Raw genomic sequence first — 18,443 nt, 5'->3', positions numbered from 1 at the left:
GGTATAAGAAGTAGGGAATTTTTTCCGACTAAGGAAGGGATTTTGGAGGTAAAGTATTTATGCGAATGCGTGGTACCGGGGTTTTTGAATTTCTACATCTTGCGAGTACCAAGGCCCCCGTGCATTCGGAGGGTAGGGTTTCCGATCGACTATCTCGTATGCAACGGTTGGCTGTTGCTAAGGCCGATTCTGCCCCCTCCCGACCGCCGAGGAAATCACCGCAGGGCCAGTGGGGATCCTTTGTAAAAAAAACAATTTTATTGGTGTTGTTTACCTGTCTTTTATTGGTAACGAGCGGATTTGTTTTTTTGAAATTATACATTAATCAAATGGAACCAAAATATGTAAAGCAACTTCTGGGTCTGGAAAATTCTTCTCAGCTTTTTGATTCCCAGGGACAGGTGATAGCCCCTATTGGGGATGTTCCTCGTTCCTATGTTTCTTTAGATGATGTGGAGAAACACAATCCGGAACTGGTGAAGCTTTTTCTTCACATAGAGGATCGACGTTTTTTCAATCACTTTGGTTTGGATCCCTACGGTTTGTTGCGGGCCCTTGCGAAGAATATCCTCTCCATGAGTTGGAAGGAGGGTGCTGGAACGATTACTATGCAGGTAGTGCGTATCTTGTCGAATGAGCGACAAACCACACTCTTTCGCAAATTTATGGAGATTACCCGTGCGGTGGCGTTGGAACAAAAGTTGTCCTCCATGGGCTATTCCCGACCCAAGCGGGAGATCTTGCAGGCCTATCTCAACCTCCTGAATTTCGGAGGGGGTGTTCATGGTGTTCGGGATGCCGCGCGTGTTTTTTTTGGCAAGGATATACTGAAACAAAAACTTTCCCCCTGGGAGGTATCGTTGTTAGTTGCTACCCCGAAGGCACAAAACGTTTATGGGCCACTGAGCAAGAAACCAGAGAAGGCACGACAGCGCCGCGATTTGGTTTTGGATGAGGCGTTCGAAGCAGGGATTTATGATAGGGAGGCGGTAGGGGACGCGAAGCAAAAGCCCCTTCCCGAGGTGTCAAAGAAGGCATTGTTACAGCACGAGGCACAGTCTGGTATCGGCTTGGTGTATCGGGATCTTATTGTAAAGGAACTAGAGGAGGATTTTAATATTGATCCGGAACAGATGAAGCTGGGGGGATATAAAGTCTACACCGGCATACGGCCTAAGGAGCAGGAGGCAACGGAACGGGCCCTAAGACAGGATCATCATTATAGGGCGGATAAAAAGTCTGTAGATACTTCGAAATGGAATGCGGCCAGTGCATCCATTGAGCCCCGGACAGGGTTGGTAACGACTATCGGTCCGGGGAGGAATTACCAGAATGGGGATCTTATTACGGGTGTGAAGGAGAAATTGCAGTGGGGATCGACTCTCAAGCCTTTGTCCGTATTTGGCCCCTTGTTAGAAAAAACACAATGTGGTGTGAATGAGTATACAACGGTGGAGGATAAGGAGATCGATATCGATGGGCGGAAACTCAAAAATGCCACTGGCGGGCCACGTGGTGTAGTTCCCTTGTCGCAGGTTGCTGCTGAGTCCCTCAATTTATCGACAGCTTCTTTGTTGGTCGATAAGGTGGGAATTGACAAGAGCTTCTCCACCTTGCAGGATCTGGGTTTACCCATGGTACCGAAGGATAGAAATGTTTCTGCTCTCGCCCTGGGGGGGCAGGATTGGGGGAACACGGCATTGCAGATGGCAAGGGCCTATGGTACCATTGCCAATTTTGGTGTAACTCCTTGTCCCCCCCATTTTGTTGACTATGTTATAGATCCGGAGGGTAAGAGGGTGAAACCTGTGAGGGATCGTTGTGCGGATCAGAAGCGCGTTTTTTCCCGACAATCCTCTTGGTGTTTACTACGGTTGCTAAGGTATGTCAATGAATCCCCCCTAGGTACGGGTAGGAAGTTTGGATTGGGTTGTCAGCAGCCCTTCCGAATGAAAACTGGTACGACCAATGATGATCAATCGGTGAGTGTGTGTACGATTACACCACGCCGTTCTACCTGTGTAATCGTTTATCATCCCGATCGTAAGGATAAGGGAAACTTTGGTATTAGGTCCTCTATGACGTCGTTTATGATGATGCAAAAGATCATGGAGGCAGCGGAGTGTGGTCAGAATTCCGTAGATTTTTCTCCCCCTGAGGGTGTAGTGGATCCTGTTTCCCCCGTTGAAGTGAGCAGTCTTCATTTGTCGGCTACCTATAATGGGCATAGTGTGGACTTAACATGGAACCCGCAATGGAAGGGGGGACAGGGGACCAACCCTACCTATCGGGTCCTTCGATATGATGGGGGTGTATCGGAGGTGCTAACGAACCATCATACGGGAACGAGTTGGAATGATCCCCATGTGGAGGCTAGTCGTTCGTATACCTATGAGGTGGAAATTTATGCGGGGGATCCCTCCCGTTTGCTGAGAAAAGAGAGAGTGACCATCTCCGCGGGGCCCACAGTCTTGGAAGAGTCCGAGACGCCATCATCCCCATTGGGTTCCCCGTAGGGTGGGTCCGAGGGTTCCGCATGAATTCGTCGGTTACTAGATGAGGAAAATTCTATATTCTGGAGGAGTGTGTTGCTTCCGTTCCTATCCTAGGGGACAGCTCTGGATAGGGACTGGGGTCTTTGTTCTTTTTGTTGTGGATTTGAAGTGGTAGAGTTAGGAATAGAGGAAAGGGGAATGGATAGTAGGGTAGGCGCGGGGAGGATTACTCTTTCTTATGTGGTGGGCATCGCGGTAGGTGCTGGTTTTGTTATAGGCAAGGGGGTTTTCGTTTTCTTCACACGGTATGGTGCATGGGGTAATACGGGTATTATCATAGAAAAATCGTATTTTTCGTTGTATTTTTGTATTGAATAATGTCAATAGGGTAGTGATTGCAGGCCACTTTCCATGGGATGTTGGGCCCAAAGTTCCTAGCAGGGTTCCCCAATTCCCGGGGACCTATCTGGATTTCCAAGTAGATTGATTTACTAAGGAAAGTGCCTATGGGCATCTCTATGATATCCTTTCATTTTCCTTATGATTAAATCCCTCCATAACTTTTTACAATATTTTCTTCAATATGAAACAGGGCTGGGGTAGGGGTACACGAATTCCTCCTCCAATTGTTCCCTATCCGATCTCGCTCCATCAGCCCGGACCCAGTGCAGAGTGAATACGCATCCTTATTTTATATGTTATTCTAATTATAACTATAAATATAAAGGTCTATGTCTATGGGGACGATGGAAAATTCTATGATGCCTATACTTACATCACGTTTTGAGGATCGTGTCCTGCCCACAATACGGTGAGGGACCATTAGGGGAGGCAATTTCCCCCCCATATCAGCATCCGTACATGGAGGGTTCGTTCTACCCCTAGTACCCCGTGGTATCTGGTTTTCCGGGGGAATTTGGTGACGTACAAAGGTACGTGGGCTATCTCAAAACCCACCAGAAGGGGAAGTGCACGGGAAATTGTTTCGATGAATCCCGCAGGGCCACATCATCAGCGCGGAAGGGATACCCTTTCCCCAGTACGTATCCCCCTGATCATGTTTTACAAGAATGGATCCCTTAATGAATATTGCAATATTTTTCAGTAACTCTTTCTATGATATTTTGGGGGTCGCCCCATAAAAAATCGGGTAGGTAGGAAGTCTTAGACAATATTTCCTTGGACGACGCAGGGAGGACAAAAAAGGGACCCCAGGCTCCGACACCAAATGTAGAATGCAATCTTGATAACAGTTACCCGAGGATACAAATCACAGTGTTATAATAAAATTTTATTATATTTCCAATCTATATTCATCCGCAGGTATAAAAGATATGAAAGGTATGACTAGATTCATAGGATAGGAATTCCCTATGGGGAAATTGCACGGGCACCAGCCCATATTGGGATAGAAAATAGTAGGAATAGGAGGGGATTGACGAGGGAATTGGGTTGGTATAGAATGACAGATAGAGTGGATGGTTTCGTGGAATTCGTACCTGAGAGCAAGAGATTTTTGTGGTCCTTAGGCTATGATATCAATGATGCTTGATCCATGGCGGTCGATTTTGGTAGACTCGTAGGCTGGTGGTACGAGGGTGCTAGGTGATAGGGATGGTTCTTTTCTCGGGTCGACTTGTCCTTATGTACGTTTTTGGAGATGGGCGAACGAAATGGATAAAACTCCCTCCATTTTCATGATTCATTCCCTCGGGCGGATCACAATCCTGATCCATTGCCAGTATGGTAAAGTTAGGGGGTAGGACGAGCTTTACCATGAATCATGGATTTTATTATGGGGGGGTTTCGCTAGGGATGACAAAGGGACAGTCCAAGGGATTTTGGTGGATACTAGGGACTGTTACGATTCTACCGATTGTTGGTTTGTTCGTTTTTCTTTTTTTTGTGGAGGATCGTCCGGAGAAGGAAGCTCTGTTTCATCCCAGGGTCCGGCATTCGCGGACCGTGCAGGATAGTCAAGGTACCTTGGTAAAGATTCCCGCCGGATTGCCGGGACGCATTGTTTCCTTATCTCCGGTAAATACACAGTTGTTGGCAGCGGTGAATGTGCAACTCCAACTGCCCACTGAGAAGGGTGTTTCGCGGACCAGGATTTTGGAAGAATCGGGCCGTGCAACGGATTCGGGACGAGTGTTGGCCCTAAAGCCTGATTTGGTTTTGGCAGAGGGCGGACAGGAAGCAATCGTAGGGGAGTTACGTAGGTTGGACCCGCAACTACCGGTTTTGGTGTTGGATGCCCGATCGCGCAATGGGGTGAATTCCTCCTTGCATGCGGTTTGCGAAGCCCTGAATTGTAGGGAAAAGGCTGGAAATATTGTCCGGATCAGCGAAAATCAGCGGAGGTCCACAGCGCAAAAGCTGCGGGGTGCGGAGCCGCGTTCCGTTCTCATTGTGCGGGATGGCGAATGGCCCATTGTGGCAGGGCGTGGCAATTTTCTGCAGGAGATCATAGAGGAGGCTAAGGGTTCCAATGTGGTTCTGGCGGAGGAAGCTTGGTCGGGGGTTGGTTGGGATCAGATTGAGGCTTGGGATCCTGATGTCGTGATTGTACCCCGTAGTGTGATGGCGGATTCCGCTTTCTTGGAGCGGTTGAAGGTTCGTTCCTCATCTGGGGAAGAGGGGCGGCATGTTTGTGCTGTGGAGAACCATTTGCTGGACTACAATAGTCCGCGATGGGGCTCCCTATTGGAACCCATAGCACGTTGTTTACATCCGGAGAGTATGGGTACAGTATCCGCAGGACAGGAAGTACCGGATGCGTGGAACGGAAACAAATACAGGTAGAGTATAGTGTGGGTGTACATTTATGATGGCGGCAACGGTTACTGATTTTGGTCCCTCCTCGTGATTCTATTTTCTAGTATTCGTATCCTAAGCATCTGCAGAGTAATTAAAATTTTAAAAAATTATTTATATGTAGGAGTGGATATGGGTCTCTTAGAGGTTCTGTTCTTGCACCAATGCCGGAGGATGGAATGAGGAAATTTATTTCTATATAGCATTGTTCATAGTGGAAGCGACGATATGAAGTACGAGGTATCCCGTGAATGGGCGGGGTAAGAATTGATAGTGGTCCGTCGTTGGGGGAACGAATCCGTGTGGAGGTTTTGTCCGTTGTATGGAGGCGAGTGTCGGCAGGGTCCCGGCCGGCGGGGGCCGTAGTTTTTTGGATGTGTTATAGGGGTGGTGGGCCTGTGTTTTCATTTGGGGTACGGGTTTCCCCCCTGAATCCCTGAGTGGGGGTGTGATCAGGCAGGGTGGGGAGTGGTTCCGGGACGGTTATGGTTCACAGGGGGGCATCATTTTCCCCTTCCAGTGAACGGGGACGGAGAGGGGGGGTGTGCGTTGTACACGCGCGATGGGGATTCCGGGACAACACGTCTATGGGGGGCAACACGGGTAAGAAAGAATGACGCCCTGATGGAGGTCATCGGCGCCATCGATGAACTGAATGCGTGTTTGGGTGAAGCAGCTGCTAGGGCGGAGGCGAGCCAATACGACGATTGGGTGGCAATGATTCGTACGGTTCAACATGATCTTTTTGATGTGAGTGGGCAGTTGGCCCATCCATCGTCGCAGGTTCTCCGATCCTCCCAGGTGGAACGGTTGGAGGGGTGGATTGATGACCTTGTGTTGCAGATGCCGGCTTTACGTTTTTTCGTTTTGCCTGGTGGGACCTTGTTGTCTACCTCCCTGCATTTAGCACGTACGGTGGCACGGCGGGCTGAGAGGCGTATGGTTGCTTGGTTACCGGTGAAACGGGCGGATGGGAAGCTTTTGTTGGCGTATACCAATCGCATTTCCGATTGGTTGTTTGCCCTGGCCCGCGCGGCTAACGAGCGGGCAGGGAGGGGAAATATCCCTCATCAGCCCCATGGACATGTTCAGGAGTAATGAGGTATTGCCTTTTCGTTCCATGCATGAGATAATTGGGTGTCAAGGGTAGTGTCATTTTTGTTGTGTTTCAGGTTTGGATTAGGGTGAGGGGTGTGGGGCGTTTGCCATTTTGGTCATAAAAATGTAGTATAGGGGTGTCTCTGCCTTGTTGGGTTTCCCTTGGCAAGAGAGATAGTTTTTATGGTTCTTGTTCGGGTCTGGTCGTTGGTACTGGATCCGCAGGGGGAGAATCATGGGTGATGAGGCTGGGTTTTTTGGTGGAGTTGCGTCTGTCACGGCGGGACGGAGGGGGTCTCCTGCTTGAGTAAGAGGGATGGATGTTTTCGCCGGGGACCGGTATAATCGAACAGGCTTCCACGGGGTTGTTTAGCTTATTACAAGATACTAGCTTTTGAGGAATGCTCTTTGGAGGGAATACAAACATGAAGATGAAGAAGTTTTCTACGATAGCACTTTCTGGGGTTGTTCTCGGGATGGTCATGCTGGGGAATGATGGCTGCGGTCAGAAGAAGGATTCGTCCTCGGATAGTAGTAATACGGCAGCTACGGCTGAGAAGAAGGATGCATCCCAGCCAGCAGCAAGTCCAGCGGCCCAGCCATCAAAGGATCTACCGGGTTCTGGACCAGCAGCTGGACCAGCTGGATCGCCGGCGGGTGGCGGTTTAGGTTCTTCCCCGTCTCCGTCTGGTTCATCGTCAGTCGTCGGCTTGGGTGACAGTAAGAAGGATGATCCTGCAGATTCTTCTAGCAAGGACAAGGACAAGGATAAGGACAAGGATAAGGATGCTAACAAGAAGCCATAGTGTTTCTCTCCTTGTGTTGGTCTGCTAGACATTCCCTCCGCTGTGAGGGGTGTTCGCCTGTTGTTTCATGACGGTACGAACGAACTTTGTTTGGAGTGATAGGGATACGTCAGGGATAGGGCGTATCTCATGTGAAGTGGGAGGCGGCAAAGCAACAGCAAGAGGGGAACATGGGATCATAATAAAGGCTGCCTCTGTGGGCGGCCTCGTTTTTTGGTTTGTTGTGGTTCCGTTGCTTGGGCAGTGGGCCAGGTGGTTTCCGGACAATTTTTTTATTATTCATAAAAAAACGAAAATAATAGAGGATGTCCGGAAGAGAGAATTGTTGGCGCAATGAATATGGGGGTCTAGCAGCGAAAACATCAGGAATGGTGATGAATGCATCGGGGGGCCACCCAGAGAGTGGTCTCATTTTTATGACCGTGTTTGGATATACCAGAGGATAGGTGGGGGTTAAAGGAGGGTTTGTCGGAACGAGGATGGCCAAGGTTGGGAAAGGTCTCCCGCAGTGGATCGGGGGATCGTGGTTCATAAGCATCTAGGGATGGATTCGGTTTTATGTTTTGGTGGAAATGTCGACACTATAGGGTATCGTAAAAACAACAAGGAGTGGGGAAGGGACCGATGTGGTAATTTCCCTTTACCTCTTGCGTAGTCCATTGTTTCCTCTGTGTGAAGGATAGGTTGTGAATGATTTGGGATTGGTGAAAATCAGGTTGATTCCCTCGGGGTACCTGAAGTTTGCGTGGAAGGTGGTTTTGTTGGATGAATCGTGAGTGCGGCAAGATGGTAAAAAGGCTGGGAATGGGTTTGGGCGTGGCGTGTTTGATGGGTTTGTCCCTTGGGGGGTGTCTCGATAAGAAGGATGAGAATAATGCCCCTGGTTCAGGCCCGGATAAGGACAAGGGCGCTCCCCCTCCCCCCGTTGATTCTAATCCCCCCCCTCCAGCCCCTGGTGACAAGAAGGGGACGGATACGGGGGCTCCCCCCGAACCTGCTCCTGGGGCTCCCCCTGGAGGTCATGGCGGGTCTCCTGGAGGTCCTGGTGGGTCTCCTGGAGGTCCTGGTGGGACCCCTGGTGGTCCCGGTGGTCCTGGTGGTCCTGGCGGGTCTCCCCCCCCTACGGATTCAGCGAAGAAAAAGCATCCCTAAATCCCTGATCTGCCGTCCCGGTTCTTGTTGGGGTTTTGTTCTGAGGAAGGCGTTTCATTGGGATTCGTGGAGACATCCCCTCGTTACGGGGTTGGTGGATGAAGGCGGTCGTTTTACCTCCCGCCAGGGGGGAGTTCGTGGATCCCCCCCTCTGATAAGGACCCCTCTGATTTTTTGCCTATGTTGAACGAGTCGTCCCCAAAGGGGGACGTTTTTTTGTTTCGGGGCCGTGGTGTGGTAAGTGATCCTGCGCCTATAATCTAGTGGAACTTATTGTCAATGCAGGCTAAATATTGACTGTCATTTGCGCACCGTGGTATGCTGTTCCTGCAATTGGGAGGGTTTTGCAGCACCATCCTTGCATGAGTTTTTAGGAGGGAAGATCATGACTTATCTAGTAGGCAAACCTGCCCCTGACTTTTCGATGGAGAGTACAAAGAACCTGGAAAAATTGAATGAGGATGTAAAGCTTTCCGATTACAAAGGGAAATGGTTGGTTTTATTCTTTTATCCCCTTGATTTTACAACGGTTTGTCCTACCGAAATTACGGCCTTCTCAGATCGGTATCAGGAGTTTGTAGACTTGAATGCAGATGTCCTTGGCGTTAGTTCGGACAGTAAATTTACGCACCGAGCTTGGATCAATACGCCGCGTTCCCAGAAGGGTCTGGGTCCATTGAAGTATCCCCTAGGGGATGACCGTCGCTCGCAGGTGGGTCGTGCTTATGGAGTTTTTGATGAGAGTGCCGGAATGTCCCTACGTGGGTTGTTCATCATTGACCCAGAGGGGGTCGTTCGTTATCTGGTCGTGACGGATCTGAGTGTGGGTCGGAGTGTGGATGAGACCTTGCGTGTGTTGCAGGCGTTGCAAACAGGTGAGGCTTGCCCGGCTAATTGGAAACCGGGCCAGAAGACTCTCTAGGCTCCCACGGGTTTGGATAGGTTGCGCGTTTTGTGTGACGGATGGGGGGATGCAGAATGGCTCTGCGATTGCGTGCGCCACTTCCGTCTTTGGATGGTGTTGAGGAATGGGTAGGGGGGTCTCCCTCCTTAGCCACCCTACAGGGATGTCCCGTGTTGGTCCATTTTTGGTCGATTAGTTGTGAGTTGTGCAAAGAGGGTGTACCCACCATCAATGGTTGGCGAGAGAGGTACCCCAAGCTGGCTTTGGTGGGCATTCACATGCCGCGTTCGGAGGAGGATACCCATGTGCCGGCCGTTCGCAGTATGATTAGGAGTTTGTGTCTTCGTCATCCCCAGGGGATTGACAATCGGCACGCGGTGGTGGATGCCTTCTCCAACGAATATGTTCCTGCTTTTTATCTTTTCGACGACCGGCATCAGTTGCGTCATCGTTCGGCGGGAGAACAAGCTTTGCGGTTGCTCCAGCAGTCCCTCTTACGGGTGCTCAAGGAGGTAGGGGTGGAAACGGGGGATGATGGTTGATGGATCTGCATCTTCCTACGGACCTACAGTACACGGTTGAGCATGAATGGATAAGGCGTATGGAAGGGAATCGGGTTCGGATTGGGATTACGGATTTTGCCCAGTCGGAACTGGGGGATATCATTTTCGTGGAGCTCCCGGGTTTAGGTGATCAGGTGGACAGGGGTACGCCACTGGGGAGCGTAGAGTCCGTCAAGACGGTATCTGAGCTCTACTCTCCGGTGACGGGGAAGGTAGTTGCTGTCAATGGTGCCCTGGCGTCTGCTCCGGGGACTGTAAATGAGGATGCTTACGGTAAGGGTTGGCTTGTTGAGGTGGAACTCCCGGGTCCGCTCGGTGATCACGATGGTGACTCCTTGCTTGATGCCGCCTCCTATCGTAAGCATGTTACGGGTGCGTGAAGTGGGTTGAGGAGGAAGCACCAGCCAAGCTCAACCTCTGGCTGGAGGTGCTGCGGCGGCGTGAGGATGGGTATCATGATTTACAAATGGTCAATGTACCGGTTGGGTTACACGATCGTGTACGATTGATCCCCAGGCGTGATGCAGGGGTTCAGCTGGAGATTTTCCCTACTTCCCTTGGGTTGCCCGAGGACTGTCGCAATACGGCCTACCGTGCTGCGATGTTGGTACAGCAACACTTTCCGTCTGTAGGCGGAGTTCGTTTGCAGATCTTTAAAAAAATTCCCGTTGGCGCGGGTTTGGCCGGTGGATCGAGTGATGCGGCCGCGACGTTGCGGGGGATGAATCGGTTGTTCGATTTAGGCATTCCCCTATCCCGGCTGGCCCTGTTGGGTGCTGCCATTGGCTCTGATGTACCTTTTTGTGTTTACAATGGCCTGGCCCGTGTGGAGGGACGGGGGGAGCGCGTGGTGGGGCTTACTTCCTCTCTAGCCCCCCTATGGGTCGTATTGGTTAAGCCGGCCCTCAGTCTGCCTACGGCGTTCGTTTTTGCCCGTTATGCGAGTGGGTTTACCCCGCTCGCCCCGAGTGGCTCAATGGATGCTCTGGTACAGGCTATTCACACCGGGGATTACACTGGGGTTTGTCGGCTCCTTTATAACTCCTTGGAATCGACGGTTTGTGGGACGATTGAGATGGTAGCATGTCTCAGGGATCGTTTGCTTTGGGAGGGCGCGGATGCTGTTCTGTTGTCCGGTAGTGGACCGACAGTCTGTGGTTTTGTCCCAACGAAATCACAGGCGCTCTCTATTCAGAAGAGGCTCTTGTGTGATGAAATGGATTGGGAGGTCTTCGTTGCCCCTCTTTTGTCGCTGTGAGTTTTGTTTCCGGGGGGGGTGGGCAAGCTGTATCGCGGTGGGTGAGGAAGGTGGTCCTCCCTGCCGCGATGCAGTGGGGCAAGCCCTCCCGCTGCATCGTGAAGTTGGTAAGATTAGACATCCTTAAGCAACTGGTGGTGGACGTTCCCGTGAGAATTACTGATGTTCGTTTGCGCAGGGTTGATCGTGAGGGGCAAAGGATGTTGGCTATCGCATCGGTCACAATTGAGGGGAGTTTTGTCGTGCATGGGATCCGCGTTATCAATGGGAAGAACGGAAAGTTCGTAGCCATGCCGAGTAAACGCACGCCCGACGGGGAGTTCCGTGATATTGCTCATCCCATTTGTGCTGAGGCGCGGGAACAAATCGAGGCGGCTGTTCTCAAGGAATACTATGCGGTGGAACCACAGTGTGGAGAGGAGAAGGCAGAGCACTCTGCCTGAAGAAGGGATTGGGTGTGGAAAAAGGCTGGGCGGGAAGAGGCCTGGCTTTTTTGTGTTGAAAAATGCTATGGCTATTTGTTTTTATGGTGTGGATAGGAACGATCCGACCCTCCTTGCTCAGGGCATCCCGTTCCCAGAATTTGGCGGTTCTTTCTTCGACTTCTAATCAAAACTAAATAAATATATTGATATTGTTTGATAGTACTTGCTCTCTCATCCCATGTTTCTTTCAGAAAATAGATCAGCACGATATTTTGTAATAAATATTTCATTTATACTATTATATACTATTATATACAAAATAATGGTAATTATATATTTTGGGTTGAAAAAATGGTAAGAGGTAGTGGAAAATATTTCTGTCCTTGTTGTATAATCCCTCTTATTTATATAAAAGATTATAAGGAGATTGGATGACCGATGGCTTCCCAGCATTGTAACACAATACCCAATCGTTACGGAACAAGGCGGATAGAAACCAGGGAAATTTTCTTGCAAGATCGTCTATGATCTACGGTGGGGCAGGATCACCCATGTATATACACCCAAAGGGGGCACTTCTCCAGGAAAATCATCGAGTAGGACTGGGGCATCTCAGCTAGCTCTCTCACAGAACTGTATGTAATAGTCTTCTATTGTACGGCCCTTCCCATCCCAATCTTCAGACCGTTTCGGTCCTACTCCGCGGTTATGGAGATGTTGCTCTGAGGTTCCCATGGTATCCTCAAGTGGGTTTCCCAATTGAAGTTATCGTTTTGCTGTCCCTGTCAGGGTAAGTCATCATCTCTTTTGCCCCACCTTCATGACAAGGGTCCCATCGCTACTATGGGTCAATCCGACTTCGTGCACGGAAAACCTCGGGTATCTTTGGCTTTTATTATGCCTGGCCGTTGTCAGGGAGGCGTCCGTGCGATGATGACTTCCCAAGTTTCGTGTAAGAGCTTAGATTGAGGTTCTCCCGCTTGTTACCGCATGCCGCCTGGATGTAAGTAGGCCGTCTTCCGTGTCTTCCTCTTCCTAAACCGTTCCCCATCGGAATGTTTCCCCATTGGCTGCCTTTGGGTGATCGGAGGCTTACCACCTATCCAGCCGGCTTTCGGGGGCCCATTACAACTTTCATCGCTTATATAAGCTTGCTGGACACATTCCCCTGAAAACATCGTTCAGGAATTTACACCCACAACAGGATGTTGTCTGTAAAACAGGAAACAAAACCCTCGTGAGTTTTTGTAATTCAGAATCCCCAGCTTACGAATATTTGATGGGGGATCTCTAGAAAAAATTGTACATTATCATTTGCCATGGCGATTCAATTGTGCTAGCATGCAGACAGTCGGGTGTGGTGGGCGCGATCTGAATTTTCTGGGCGGTCCTCCCGTGAAGGACGGCATGGGGTTTTAGGAACAGCATAGGGTTTGAGGGTCCCCGGAAGGTGGGTTTTCCCCGTGATGTTATTATTGTTGGCCTTTTATCCAAACTTTGGGCCCGGAATGTCATCGGATGGCGTTTTTGCCTGATTCTGGACTCAATGGTTTTCGTTCCCGGGACTGAATCGCCAGGCTCCATATTTAGTTAAGAACCATGCTGTTTCGTTTAAAATTGTCTAAATATTTTAAATTTAGGTTATGGAAAGGGGTACGATGAATGGATGAGGCGATTCGTTTTTAAAATGAGTATGATGTTCCTAGTCAGTGCGGTTTCATTGATGGTTGTGTTGACTGCAAGATCGGTGTGATCCTTGTGTCTTCCACTTGATCTTCCCGGCTCCAGTCCGGTTGAGCTGGCCCCTTTGCTCTACCTCCATTATGGAATTTTTTAGCTACTGCGAATCCAGTTCGCCCCTGTGTGGCGATGATCAGTTGCTAGGCATTTGCACGACGAGTAGATAGGTTCTCTTTCTTAGTTTGGTACCGGGGTAGCAATTCCTACCCTCTTGGTTCCGACATGAATTGCAAGTTTCAATGCCTCTTCAGCCGGTTCGCTTGCGCTCATCTCCTCATCACTCACCGGATGGAGTCACGCTCCGTATTTTCCCTAGACGTTCACGACTCATGCTCTTACCGTGGTCTGCGCTAGGGCGGTTTGGAACCTACTACTACCTATCGATCGGTTTCAAAGGGCCTGCTCCTTCCTCATTTTCTCTGCACCTAGCTTGGCGCACCATTACTACGTCTCATATTGTTATGGAACAATTATGTGTTTATTTGATGAAGAGGAGCGGTTGTATTGGGGAAAACCAAAATTCTCTTCCACAATTTTCCGAAATCACGGAAGGAAATTTTGTCTTCAGTCCTATATACCCTATAGAATTACCCAAAAATTTCATAGATCAAACCTGCCAAGAAAATCGCTTTTCACAATGCTTTATGGTAAGATCTAGCGTGTGCATTATAGTTGGGATGATTTTGGTTGGGTGTTGATACGGGAGGTCCTATTCGATTTTCCCTTGCTTCCCGTTCCCGTGTCCATTTCTATTCAATAGGTTCTTCGCGATCATTTTCCGCAGAGCAAAGGAAGGGGGTAAGGAGTTAATGAAGCCATCCATAGGGTGGAAAGGGTCAATATCGTCATCCATTCGTCGAAATATGATCTTTTATTTTGTATTTATAGTTTTAATATATCATATGGCTATGATTGTTCATGCTCTTTCCTATCGATTAGTTTCCGAAAATAATTATTATCCCTATCTTTTTCCCATATATTTATTATTCTCCTTAGCTTCTTTACTAGATTCTGGTCTTCCACCTCAGGAAAGGGATTCGGAAAGGAGTCGTTCTAATTATTACCGATACGTAGTTAGACCCGCAATGAATATTATAAAACTCAAACAGGGGCATTGGTCTTGGGTCTATCACCAGATGTTGCAGGTGAATTCTTACAGAGAAAAATGTGTAAACGAATACCAAGCACAAGGGTTTTCCAAGTTCCGTTGGTACATACCCCTAATTTTAGGTCCCCTGTGGTTTTTGGGGTCTTTGACGTTGTTTTACTACCCAGGATGGAAGTCACCTTGGGTATTGACAGTAGGGATCTGGGGCTGGTGTATATTCTTCAAGTGGCAAATCGAGCGGGAAAGAAAATGGTGCCCCCAGACAGCAACTGTAATGAATCATAATTTTATAAACATAAGAATAATTCATTTTTCACTATTTTTTGCAATTCCTTCCCACTTATTGAGTATATTCGGGGTCATTTTGTCCCCCTTGTTTCGGGAAATTTCTTACTTGATATGGATAGGTCTTTGGTCCATTTCCGTTTTCCCGGCATGGTTGCACCTCCAACTTGGGCAACGTTCAACCCCCGATTCAAACTTTGGTTTATGGACATTGACGGATTCTTATGGGGACTTTGGGAACAAAAAGATACGGTTGAGAGAGCACCCGGGGCAGAACAACCTATATACAACTGTATTTACCTACATCATCATATTTTCTATTGTAATAATGATTGCATCACTACTAAAATAACAAGTACAATAGAAAGACAAGCAAGATAACGGTGGTACCTCTTGGGTGTGTGCAGAAACGGTCTCCAAAAGATGTTGCCAGTTGAAAACCAAATATCCACAGTTGAGTACACATATGGAATTAATTTTTTAAATTTAATAAAAAATAATAATGCAAACAAATGCCAGAGGAACCGTCCCAATCTTTCCATACAGGGAATAACGGAATGGGTATGAAAGAAAAGGGTAACCATCCATCGTATGCGACCGCGCAGGCTGTCCCCCTATCGGGAGCTTCCAGAGGTTCCCTCCTTATGGCCAAAATCCCTCGAGGGGTATACCCCCAGGGGGGGAGTCCTCGCCAGCAGCATCTTGTAAATTCCTAAAGAAATAGGCCCATTGCTCATCCGGTGCGGGATTACTCATATGAATGGCCGTCTTAAGGCTAGGGGGGCATTGGTGACGATCAAGGGAACCGATGCAGGGGAAAGCCGCGAGGGGATTTTTGAAGACCTGGTTCTAGGCGCCCAATGTTTGGGGGAGGGCCGTATAAGGGACCAAACAAGAACCGGTGCAGCGAGAAAAGAATACAGAACCGTACAGAAAACAGCAGAACAACGAAGGATAAGGGCACAAGGATCGGTCCCCCAGAAATCAACGATCCTCATAGAGGAACCAGAACAAGTGGGAGTAACAGAGCACACAGGAGACAATCAATGGAGCTGTTTTATATCGTACGAAAAAACAAGAAAGAACCAATGGAACATTTGCAACACAGTAGGAATGGCAACATCAATTTCCCCTGAGTCAAACGGTTCCATTTCCTAACGCCAAATTTCGCTGGCAATGGATGAGGCCCGTTTCCGCCTGACACAGTAAAACAGCGGCATTATCAGCAAGGGATAGCGGCGTCCCCCCCATACTTTTTCATCATCTCATTGTAGTCTCTCCCGGACCAGTGAACTCCCTCGGAATGCTCTTCGAGGAATCCCTGGTCTTTTGTACTTCCCTCCTTCAGAGCTCTCTTTTTCCCCCCCACTAAAGACACATATTTTTTAAACTCCTTCGCAGATGCTTCCTTCTAAAAAAAGAGACCCTGAAACGGGTCATCAAACGGTGTAGGAGGGACAGAAAAGGTTTTCCGGAGATCTTGGACACCAGATGGGAATGCAACCCCCTCCCCTAAAGTCCTCGTTCAGAAATTCACATGACGGAGGCTATTCGCATTTCTTATTTCCCCCTTTTACTGTGCGCAATACCCAAGAGCGTGTTGGCAAAAACACTATAATTTGGATAACTAGGAATATAGAGAAAGTCCATCCTGTAGAGGATAGCAGCGCACTCCCCACTCCTGTTTCAGCGGGCGAATGGGACTCTAGAGCTCTGGTCATATAATAGATCCAATATAGGGCCAACACGCCAGATATAAACATAGGGATGAAAAAAAGCGAGGCCACTTGTATGCTAATTGATCTTTGCAGTCGATGTATCGGAGCACCAATTCGTAGTAAAGTCTGAAACTGTCGTCGCTGGTTTTCTACGTCATTATAAACACGAAGGAAGAACATGTTCATGATACCGATAAGGGAAGTAGGGCAACCGAGAAAAATCGAGAGTAAATAGAAAACCCCAAATAGGGTTTGCTGATAAGTATTGGCTACCTCACTGTGGATGAAGGGATAGGGGGCTTTACTACTCTCCTCGTTTCGATGTAAGATCTGATTTTTTGGGTCTACTGATTTTGCTTTAACCAGTGTCTTGAGGAGACGGGGATTCATTTTATGGTAGGGCGGTAATAAGTAATTGACATCCCAAAACCGTTGCACATTAGGGTATTGCAAAACCCTTGCATATACCTGACTTCCTAAAATCCACTGAGGGGCGTACTGTGTCCTTTGGAGGGGAACCAGTAATCCCGTTGGTTTTAGATATCGCACCCTCTTAACGCCAAATTTCTCAGGGATAGGGTTAAGGTAGATTTCTTCATTGGGACAGTTTTCTTTCTCACATAATGCTGCGGCTTCGTTAGGACCAAGAGATAGAAATGGTTTTCCAGATGCTTTCAGCATTTCATTGTAGTTTTCGAGGGAGAGAAACCATCCTCTCGTATGCTCCTCCAGCGTAGCTTGGTTTCCGCCTGCCTGCAGGAGCCATCGTTTTTCATCCTGTATAGAGAGGTATTCATCCTTATTATCTACGTAGTCTCCTATCATCAGGGGATAAGAGTCCACACGAATCAAGCCATTGTTCAAAAGTTGTTGATTGATGGATTCTAAATTTCCTTTCTCATTCGGATTGATTTTCCCTTCCTTCCCCAAGCGATAAACAACCAAAGCGGATTCAGTTCTTTGACTGTTTTCCACCATATTTTTGACTATTTCCCCTGTAGGTAATTGTGTAGAGGCAATGAAAATACTTGTAATAAAGAAAAAGAACAATGCAAGGAAAGATAAATTATAGAAAAATCGTGAATTATCATGAAAACGATGAGCCATATTTCCTATCCATAGTAAACGTGTGTTCTTCCAGGAGAAATTTTTGTTCCAACGACAAAAATGAAACAGAGCCAAGCTGCTTTGACGATAAAGGGAGTACATACTCAACGCACTGAGTAGAAAAATGGCATAGTAAACGCATATACCCCAAACCGGATCTACTGGAACAGGTAGGAAAAAACCAATGGCAACCAGGGATCCAAGGGAGAGAATTGCTGCTATAGAATATAAGATGTTCATCGGGAGTTTGGGTCGAGCATCCAGCCTCCTCTCACTTTGGAGCAACTGGACGACGTTTTTACGTTGTATAAGGGGGTGTGTGAATGCAGGGGCCAATATGAGTAGCAGAAGGGGAGTAGTAGTTAAGGTCAGGGCTTTCCATGAAAAGTAGAAGGGGAGCTTTAGCTCCGCTAACTTCAAAGTATGCTCTGCAAGGGATAACAAACCCGGACTCAGCATCATACCGACTAGCACGCCCAAAACAACAGCACAACAACCTACAATCGCAACCTCTAGCAGTAACATAACCCATAGACAACGCGAGCTCATACCCAGAAGAAAAAAAACACCGAATTGCCTCTGTCGGGTTCTATAGAGTGTGACCAGGGAGTAGTAAACAGGAACGGAAACAAGATGTATGATAATAGAAGGCATGAGCAAGAAGTTGAATAGAGGTTCCATTCCTTCCTTGATAACCTGCAGCTGAGGATGAAAGAACAGCGTAGCATAGGAAAAAACTATGGCTAGTGCGGTAACCTCACTCCATAGTAAACCGATATAGGCTTGGGGTCGTCGTACGATCGCGCGACAAATACACCAAAAAAACGTCATTTCCTGATCCCCCAAGGATACGAATTGCGAGAGATAACTTCTCTAGAATCTTAGCATCGAACGGCCTAATGGGTGACTATGAAATCACCCCAGAAATTCTGAGGTGGGAGCAAATCCCCCCTGAAGGGGGTCCTAC

At 48.3% G+C, this 18,443-nt stretch carries 19 protein-coding genes; 16 read left to right on the top strand and 3 right to left on the bottom strand.

Going from position 1 to position 18,443, the window contains the following annotated elements; all coding sequences use genetic code 11:
• Positions 1 to 59 precede the first annotated feature (59 nt).
• The 14 genes from PPRES148_RS00605 to spoVG all read left to right on the top strand — a co-directional run bounded on the left by PPRES148_RS00605 (position 60) and on the right by spoVG (position 11,536).
• A complete protein-coding gene (locus PPRES148_RS00605; protein ID WP_149452752.1) occupies positions 60 to 2,516 on the top strand; it encodes a transglycosylase domain-containing protein in 2,457 nt (818 codons plus the stop codon).
• Between the two features lie 177 nt (positions 2,517 to 2,693).
• Positions 2,694 to 2,873, top strand: a complete 180-nt coding sequence (locus tag PPRES148_RS00600; RefSeq protein ID WP_149452751.1) for a hypothetical protein — start codon at positions 2,694 to 2,696, stop codon at positions 2,871 to 2,873.
• Positions 2,874 to 4,310: 1,437 nt separating this feature from the next.
• Positions 4,311 to 5,300 carry an ABC transporter substrate-binding protein gene (locus PPRES148_RS00595; RefSeq protein ID WP_187820283.1) on the top strand — a complete coding sequence of 330 codons (990 nt, stop codon included), beginning with the start codon at positions 4,311 to 4,313 and terminating at the stop codon, positions 5,298 to 5,300.
• Between the two features lie 263 nt (positions 5,301 to 5,563).
• Entirely contained in the window at positions 5,564 to 5,752 is a 189-nt protein-coding gene (locus PPRES148_RS12135; protein WP_149452749.1) for a hypothetical protein, read from the top strand.
• 28 nt (positions 5,753 to 5,780) lie between these two features.
• Positions 5,781 to 6,410 carry a cob(I)yrinic acid a,c-diamide adenosyltransferase gene (locus PPRES148_RS00585; RefSeq protein WP_223127889.1) on the top strand — a complete coding sequence of 210 codons (630 nt, stop codon included), beginning with the start codon at positions 5,781 to 5,783 and terminating at the stop codon, positions 6,408 to 6,410.
• Positions 6,411 to 6,547: 137 nt separating this feature from the next.
• Positions 6,548 to 6,721: a hypothetical protein gene (locus PPRES148_RS10260; protein ID WP_187820282.1), complete on the top strand. Its 174-nt coding sequence runs from the start codon at positions 6,548 to 6,550 to the stop codon at positions 6,719 to 6,721.
• A gap of 114 nt (positions 6,722 to 6,835) precedes the next feature.
• Entirely contained in the window at positions 6,836 to 7,216 is a 381-nt protein-coding gene (locus tag PPRES148_RS00580; RefSeq protein ID WP_149452748.1) for a hypothetical protein, read from the top strand.
• A gap of 67 nt (positions 7,217 to 7,283) precedes the next feature.
• On the top strand, positions 7,284 to 7,553 hold the full coding sequence (locus PPRES148_RS00575) for a hypothetical protein (protein WP_149452747.1): 270 nt from the start codon (positions 7,284 to 7,286) through the stop codon (positions 7,551 to 7,553).
• Positions 7,554 to 8,081: 528 nt separating this feature from the next.
• Positions 8,082 to 8,555, top strand: a complete 474-nt coding sequence (locus PPRES148_RS00570; protein ID WP_149452746.1) for a hypothetical protein — start codon at positions 8,082 to 8,084, stop codon at positions 8,553 to 8,555.
• Positions 8,556 to 8,753: 198 nt separating this feature from the next.
• A complete protein-coding gene (locus PPRES148_RS00565; RefSeq protein WP_149452745.1) occupies positions 8,754 to 9,290 on the top strand; it encodes a peroxiredoxin in 537 nt (178 codons plus the stop codon).
• Positions 9,291 to 9,346: 56 nt separating this feature from the next.
• Positions 9,347 to 9,814: a TlpA family protein disulfide reductase gene (locus PPRES148_RS00560; RefSeq protein WP_342779827.1), complete on the top strand. Its 468-nt coding sequence runs from the start codon at positions 9,347 to 9,349 to the stop codon at positions 9,812 to 9,814.
• Positions 9,814 to 10,215, top strand: a complete 402-nt coding sequence (gcvH, locus tag PPRES148_RS00555; protein ID WP_425468254.1) for a glycine cleavage system protein GcvH — start codon at positions 9,814 to 9,816, stop codon at positions 10,213 to 10,215. The genes PPRES148_RS00560 and gcvH overlap by 1 nt, the downstream gene beginning before the upstream one ends.
• Positions 10,212 to 11,093 (top strand): 4-(cytidine 5'-diphospho)-2-C-methyl-D-erythritol kinase, encoded by an 882-nt coding sequence (gene ispE / locus PPRES148_RS00550; protein WP_149452744.1) that lies wholly within the window; start codon positions 10,212 to 10,214, stop codon positions 11,091 to 11,093. The genes gcvH and ispE overlap by 4 nt, the downstream gene beginning before the upstream one ends.
• Positions 11,094 to 11,242: 149 nt before the next feature.
• Entirely contained in the window at positions 11,243 to 11,536 is a 294-nt protein-coding gene (spoVG, locus tag PPRES148_RS00545) for a septation regulator SpoVG (RefSeq protein WP_149454163.1), read from the top strand.
• Positions 11,537 to 12,501: 965 nt separating this feature from the next.
• Here spoVG and PPRES148_RS00535 read toward each other — a convergent pair.
• On the bottom strand, positions 12,502 to 12,696 hold the full coding sequence (locus PPRES148_RS00535; RefSeq protein WP_149452742.1) for a hypothetical protein: 195 nt from the start codon (positions 12,694 to 12,696) through the stop codon (positions 12,502 to 12,504).
• A 1,249-nt stretch (positions 12,697 to 13,945) separates the two neighbouring features.
• On the opposite strand from PPRES148_RS00535, the gene PPRES148_RS12695 reads away from it, so the two are divergent.
• A complete protein-coding gene (locus PPRES148_RS12695; RefSeq protein ID WP_281289880.1) occupies positions 13,946 to 14,068 on the top strand; it encodes a hypothetical protein in 123 nt (40 codons plus the stop codon).
• A 1,372-nt stretch (positions 14,069 to 15,440) separates the two neighbouring features.
• On the top strand, positions 15,441 to 15,809 hold the full coding sequence (locus PPRES148_RS00530; protein WP_149452741.1) for a hypothetical protein: 369 nt from the start codon (positions 15,441 to 15,443) through the stop codon (positions 15,807 to 15,809).
• Between the two features lie 64 nt (positions 15,810 to 15,873).
• Here PPRES148_RS00530 and PPRES148_RS10250 read toward each other — a convergent pair whose 3' ends face one another.
• Together PPRES148_RS10250 and PPRES148_RS00525 are read right to left on the bottom strand one after the other, a co-directional pair.
• Complete coding sequence (locus PPRES148_RS10250; RefSeq protein WP_187820280.1) at positions 15,874 to 16,029, bottom strand: hypothetical protein; 156 nt, start codon at positions 16,027 to 16,029, stop codon at positions 15,874 to 15,876.
• A 169-nt stretch (positions 16,030 to 16,198) separates the two neighbouring features.
• The gene (locus PPRES148_RS00525; protein WP_149452740.1) at positions 16,199 to 18,307 is read right to left on the bottom strand and encodes an FtsX-like permease family protein; all 2,109 of its coding nucleotides are present in this window, start codon (positions 18,305 to 18,307) and stop codon (positions 16,199 to 16,201) included.
• Positions 18,308 to 18,443: the final 136 nt, after the last annotated feature.

The organism is Pasteuria penetrans (assembly GCF_900538055.1).
In the GTDB taxonomy this organism is placed as follows: domain Bacteria; phylum Bacillota; class Bacilli; order Thermoactinomycetales; family Thermoactinomycetaceae; genus Pasteuria; species Pasteuria penetrans.
This window is presented reverse-complemented; position numbering and strand designations above follow the sequence as displayed.

Coding starts and splice junctions, on each gene's coding strand:
- PPRES148_RS00570 (WP_149452746.1), top strand. CDS start 8,082: ATGAGAATAATGCCCCTGGTTCAGGCCCGGATAAGGACAAGGGCGCTC.
- PPRES148_RS00605 (WP_149452752.1), top strand. CDS start 60: ATGCGAATGCGTGGTACCGGGGTTTTTGAATTTCTACATCTTGCGAGT.
- gcvH (WP_425468254.1), top strand. CDS start 9,814: ATGGATCTGCATCTTCCTACGGACCTACAGTACACGGTTGAGCATGAA.
- PPRES148_RS12135 (WP_149452749.1), top strand. CDS start 5,564: ATGGGCGGGGTAAGAATTGATAGTGGTCCGTCGTTGGGGGAACGAATC.
- PPRES148_RS00600 (WP_149452751.1), top strand. CDS start 2,694: ATGGATAGTAGGGTAGGCGCGGGGAGGATTACTCTTTCTTATGTGGTG.
- PPRES148_RS00580 (WP_149452748.1), top strand. CDS start 6,836: ATGAAGATGAAGAAGTTTTCTACGATAGCACTTTCTGGGGTTGTTCTC.
- PPRES148_RS00575 (WP_149452747.1), top strand. CDS start 7,284: ATGACGGTACGAACGAACTTTGTTTGGAGTGATAGGGATACGTCAGGG.
- PPRES148_RS00565 (WP_149452745.1), top strand. CDS start 8,754: ATGACTTATCTAGTAGGCAAACCTGCCCCTGACTTTTCGATGGAGAGT.
- PPRES148_RS00535 (WP_149452742.1), bottom strand. CDS start 12,696: ATGTTTTCAGGGGAATGTGTCCAGCAAGCTTATATAAGCGATGAAAGT.
- PPRES148_RS00560 (WP_342779827.1), top strand. CDS start 9,347: ATGGCTCTGCGATTGCGTGCGCCACTTCCGTCTTTGGATGGTGTTGAG.
- PPRES148_RS00595 (WP_187820283.1), top strand. CDS start 4,311: ATGACAAAGGGACAGTCCAAGGGATTTTGGTGGATACTAGGGACTGTT.
- PPRES148_RS00525 (WP_149452740.1), bottom strand. CDS start 18,307: ATGACGTTTTTTTGGTGTATTTGTCGCGCGATCGTACGACGACCCCAA.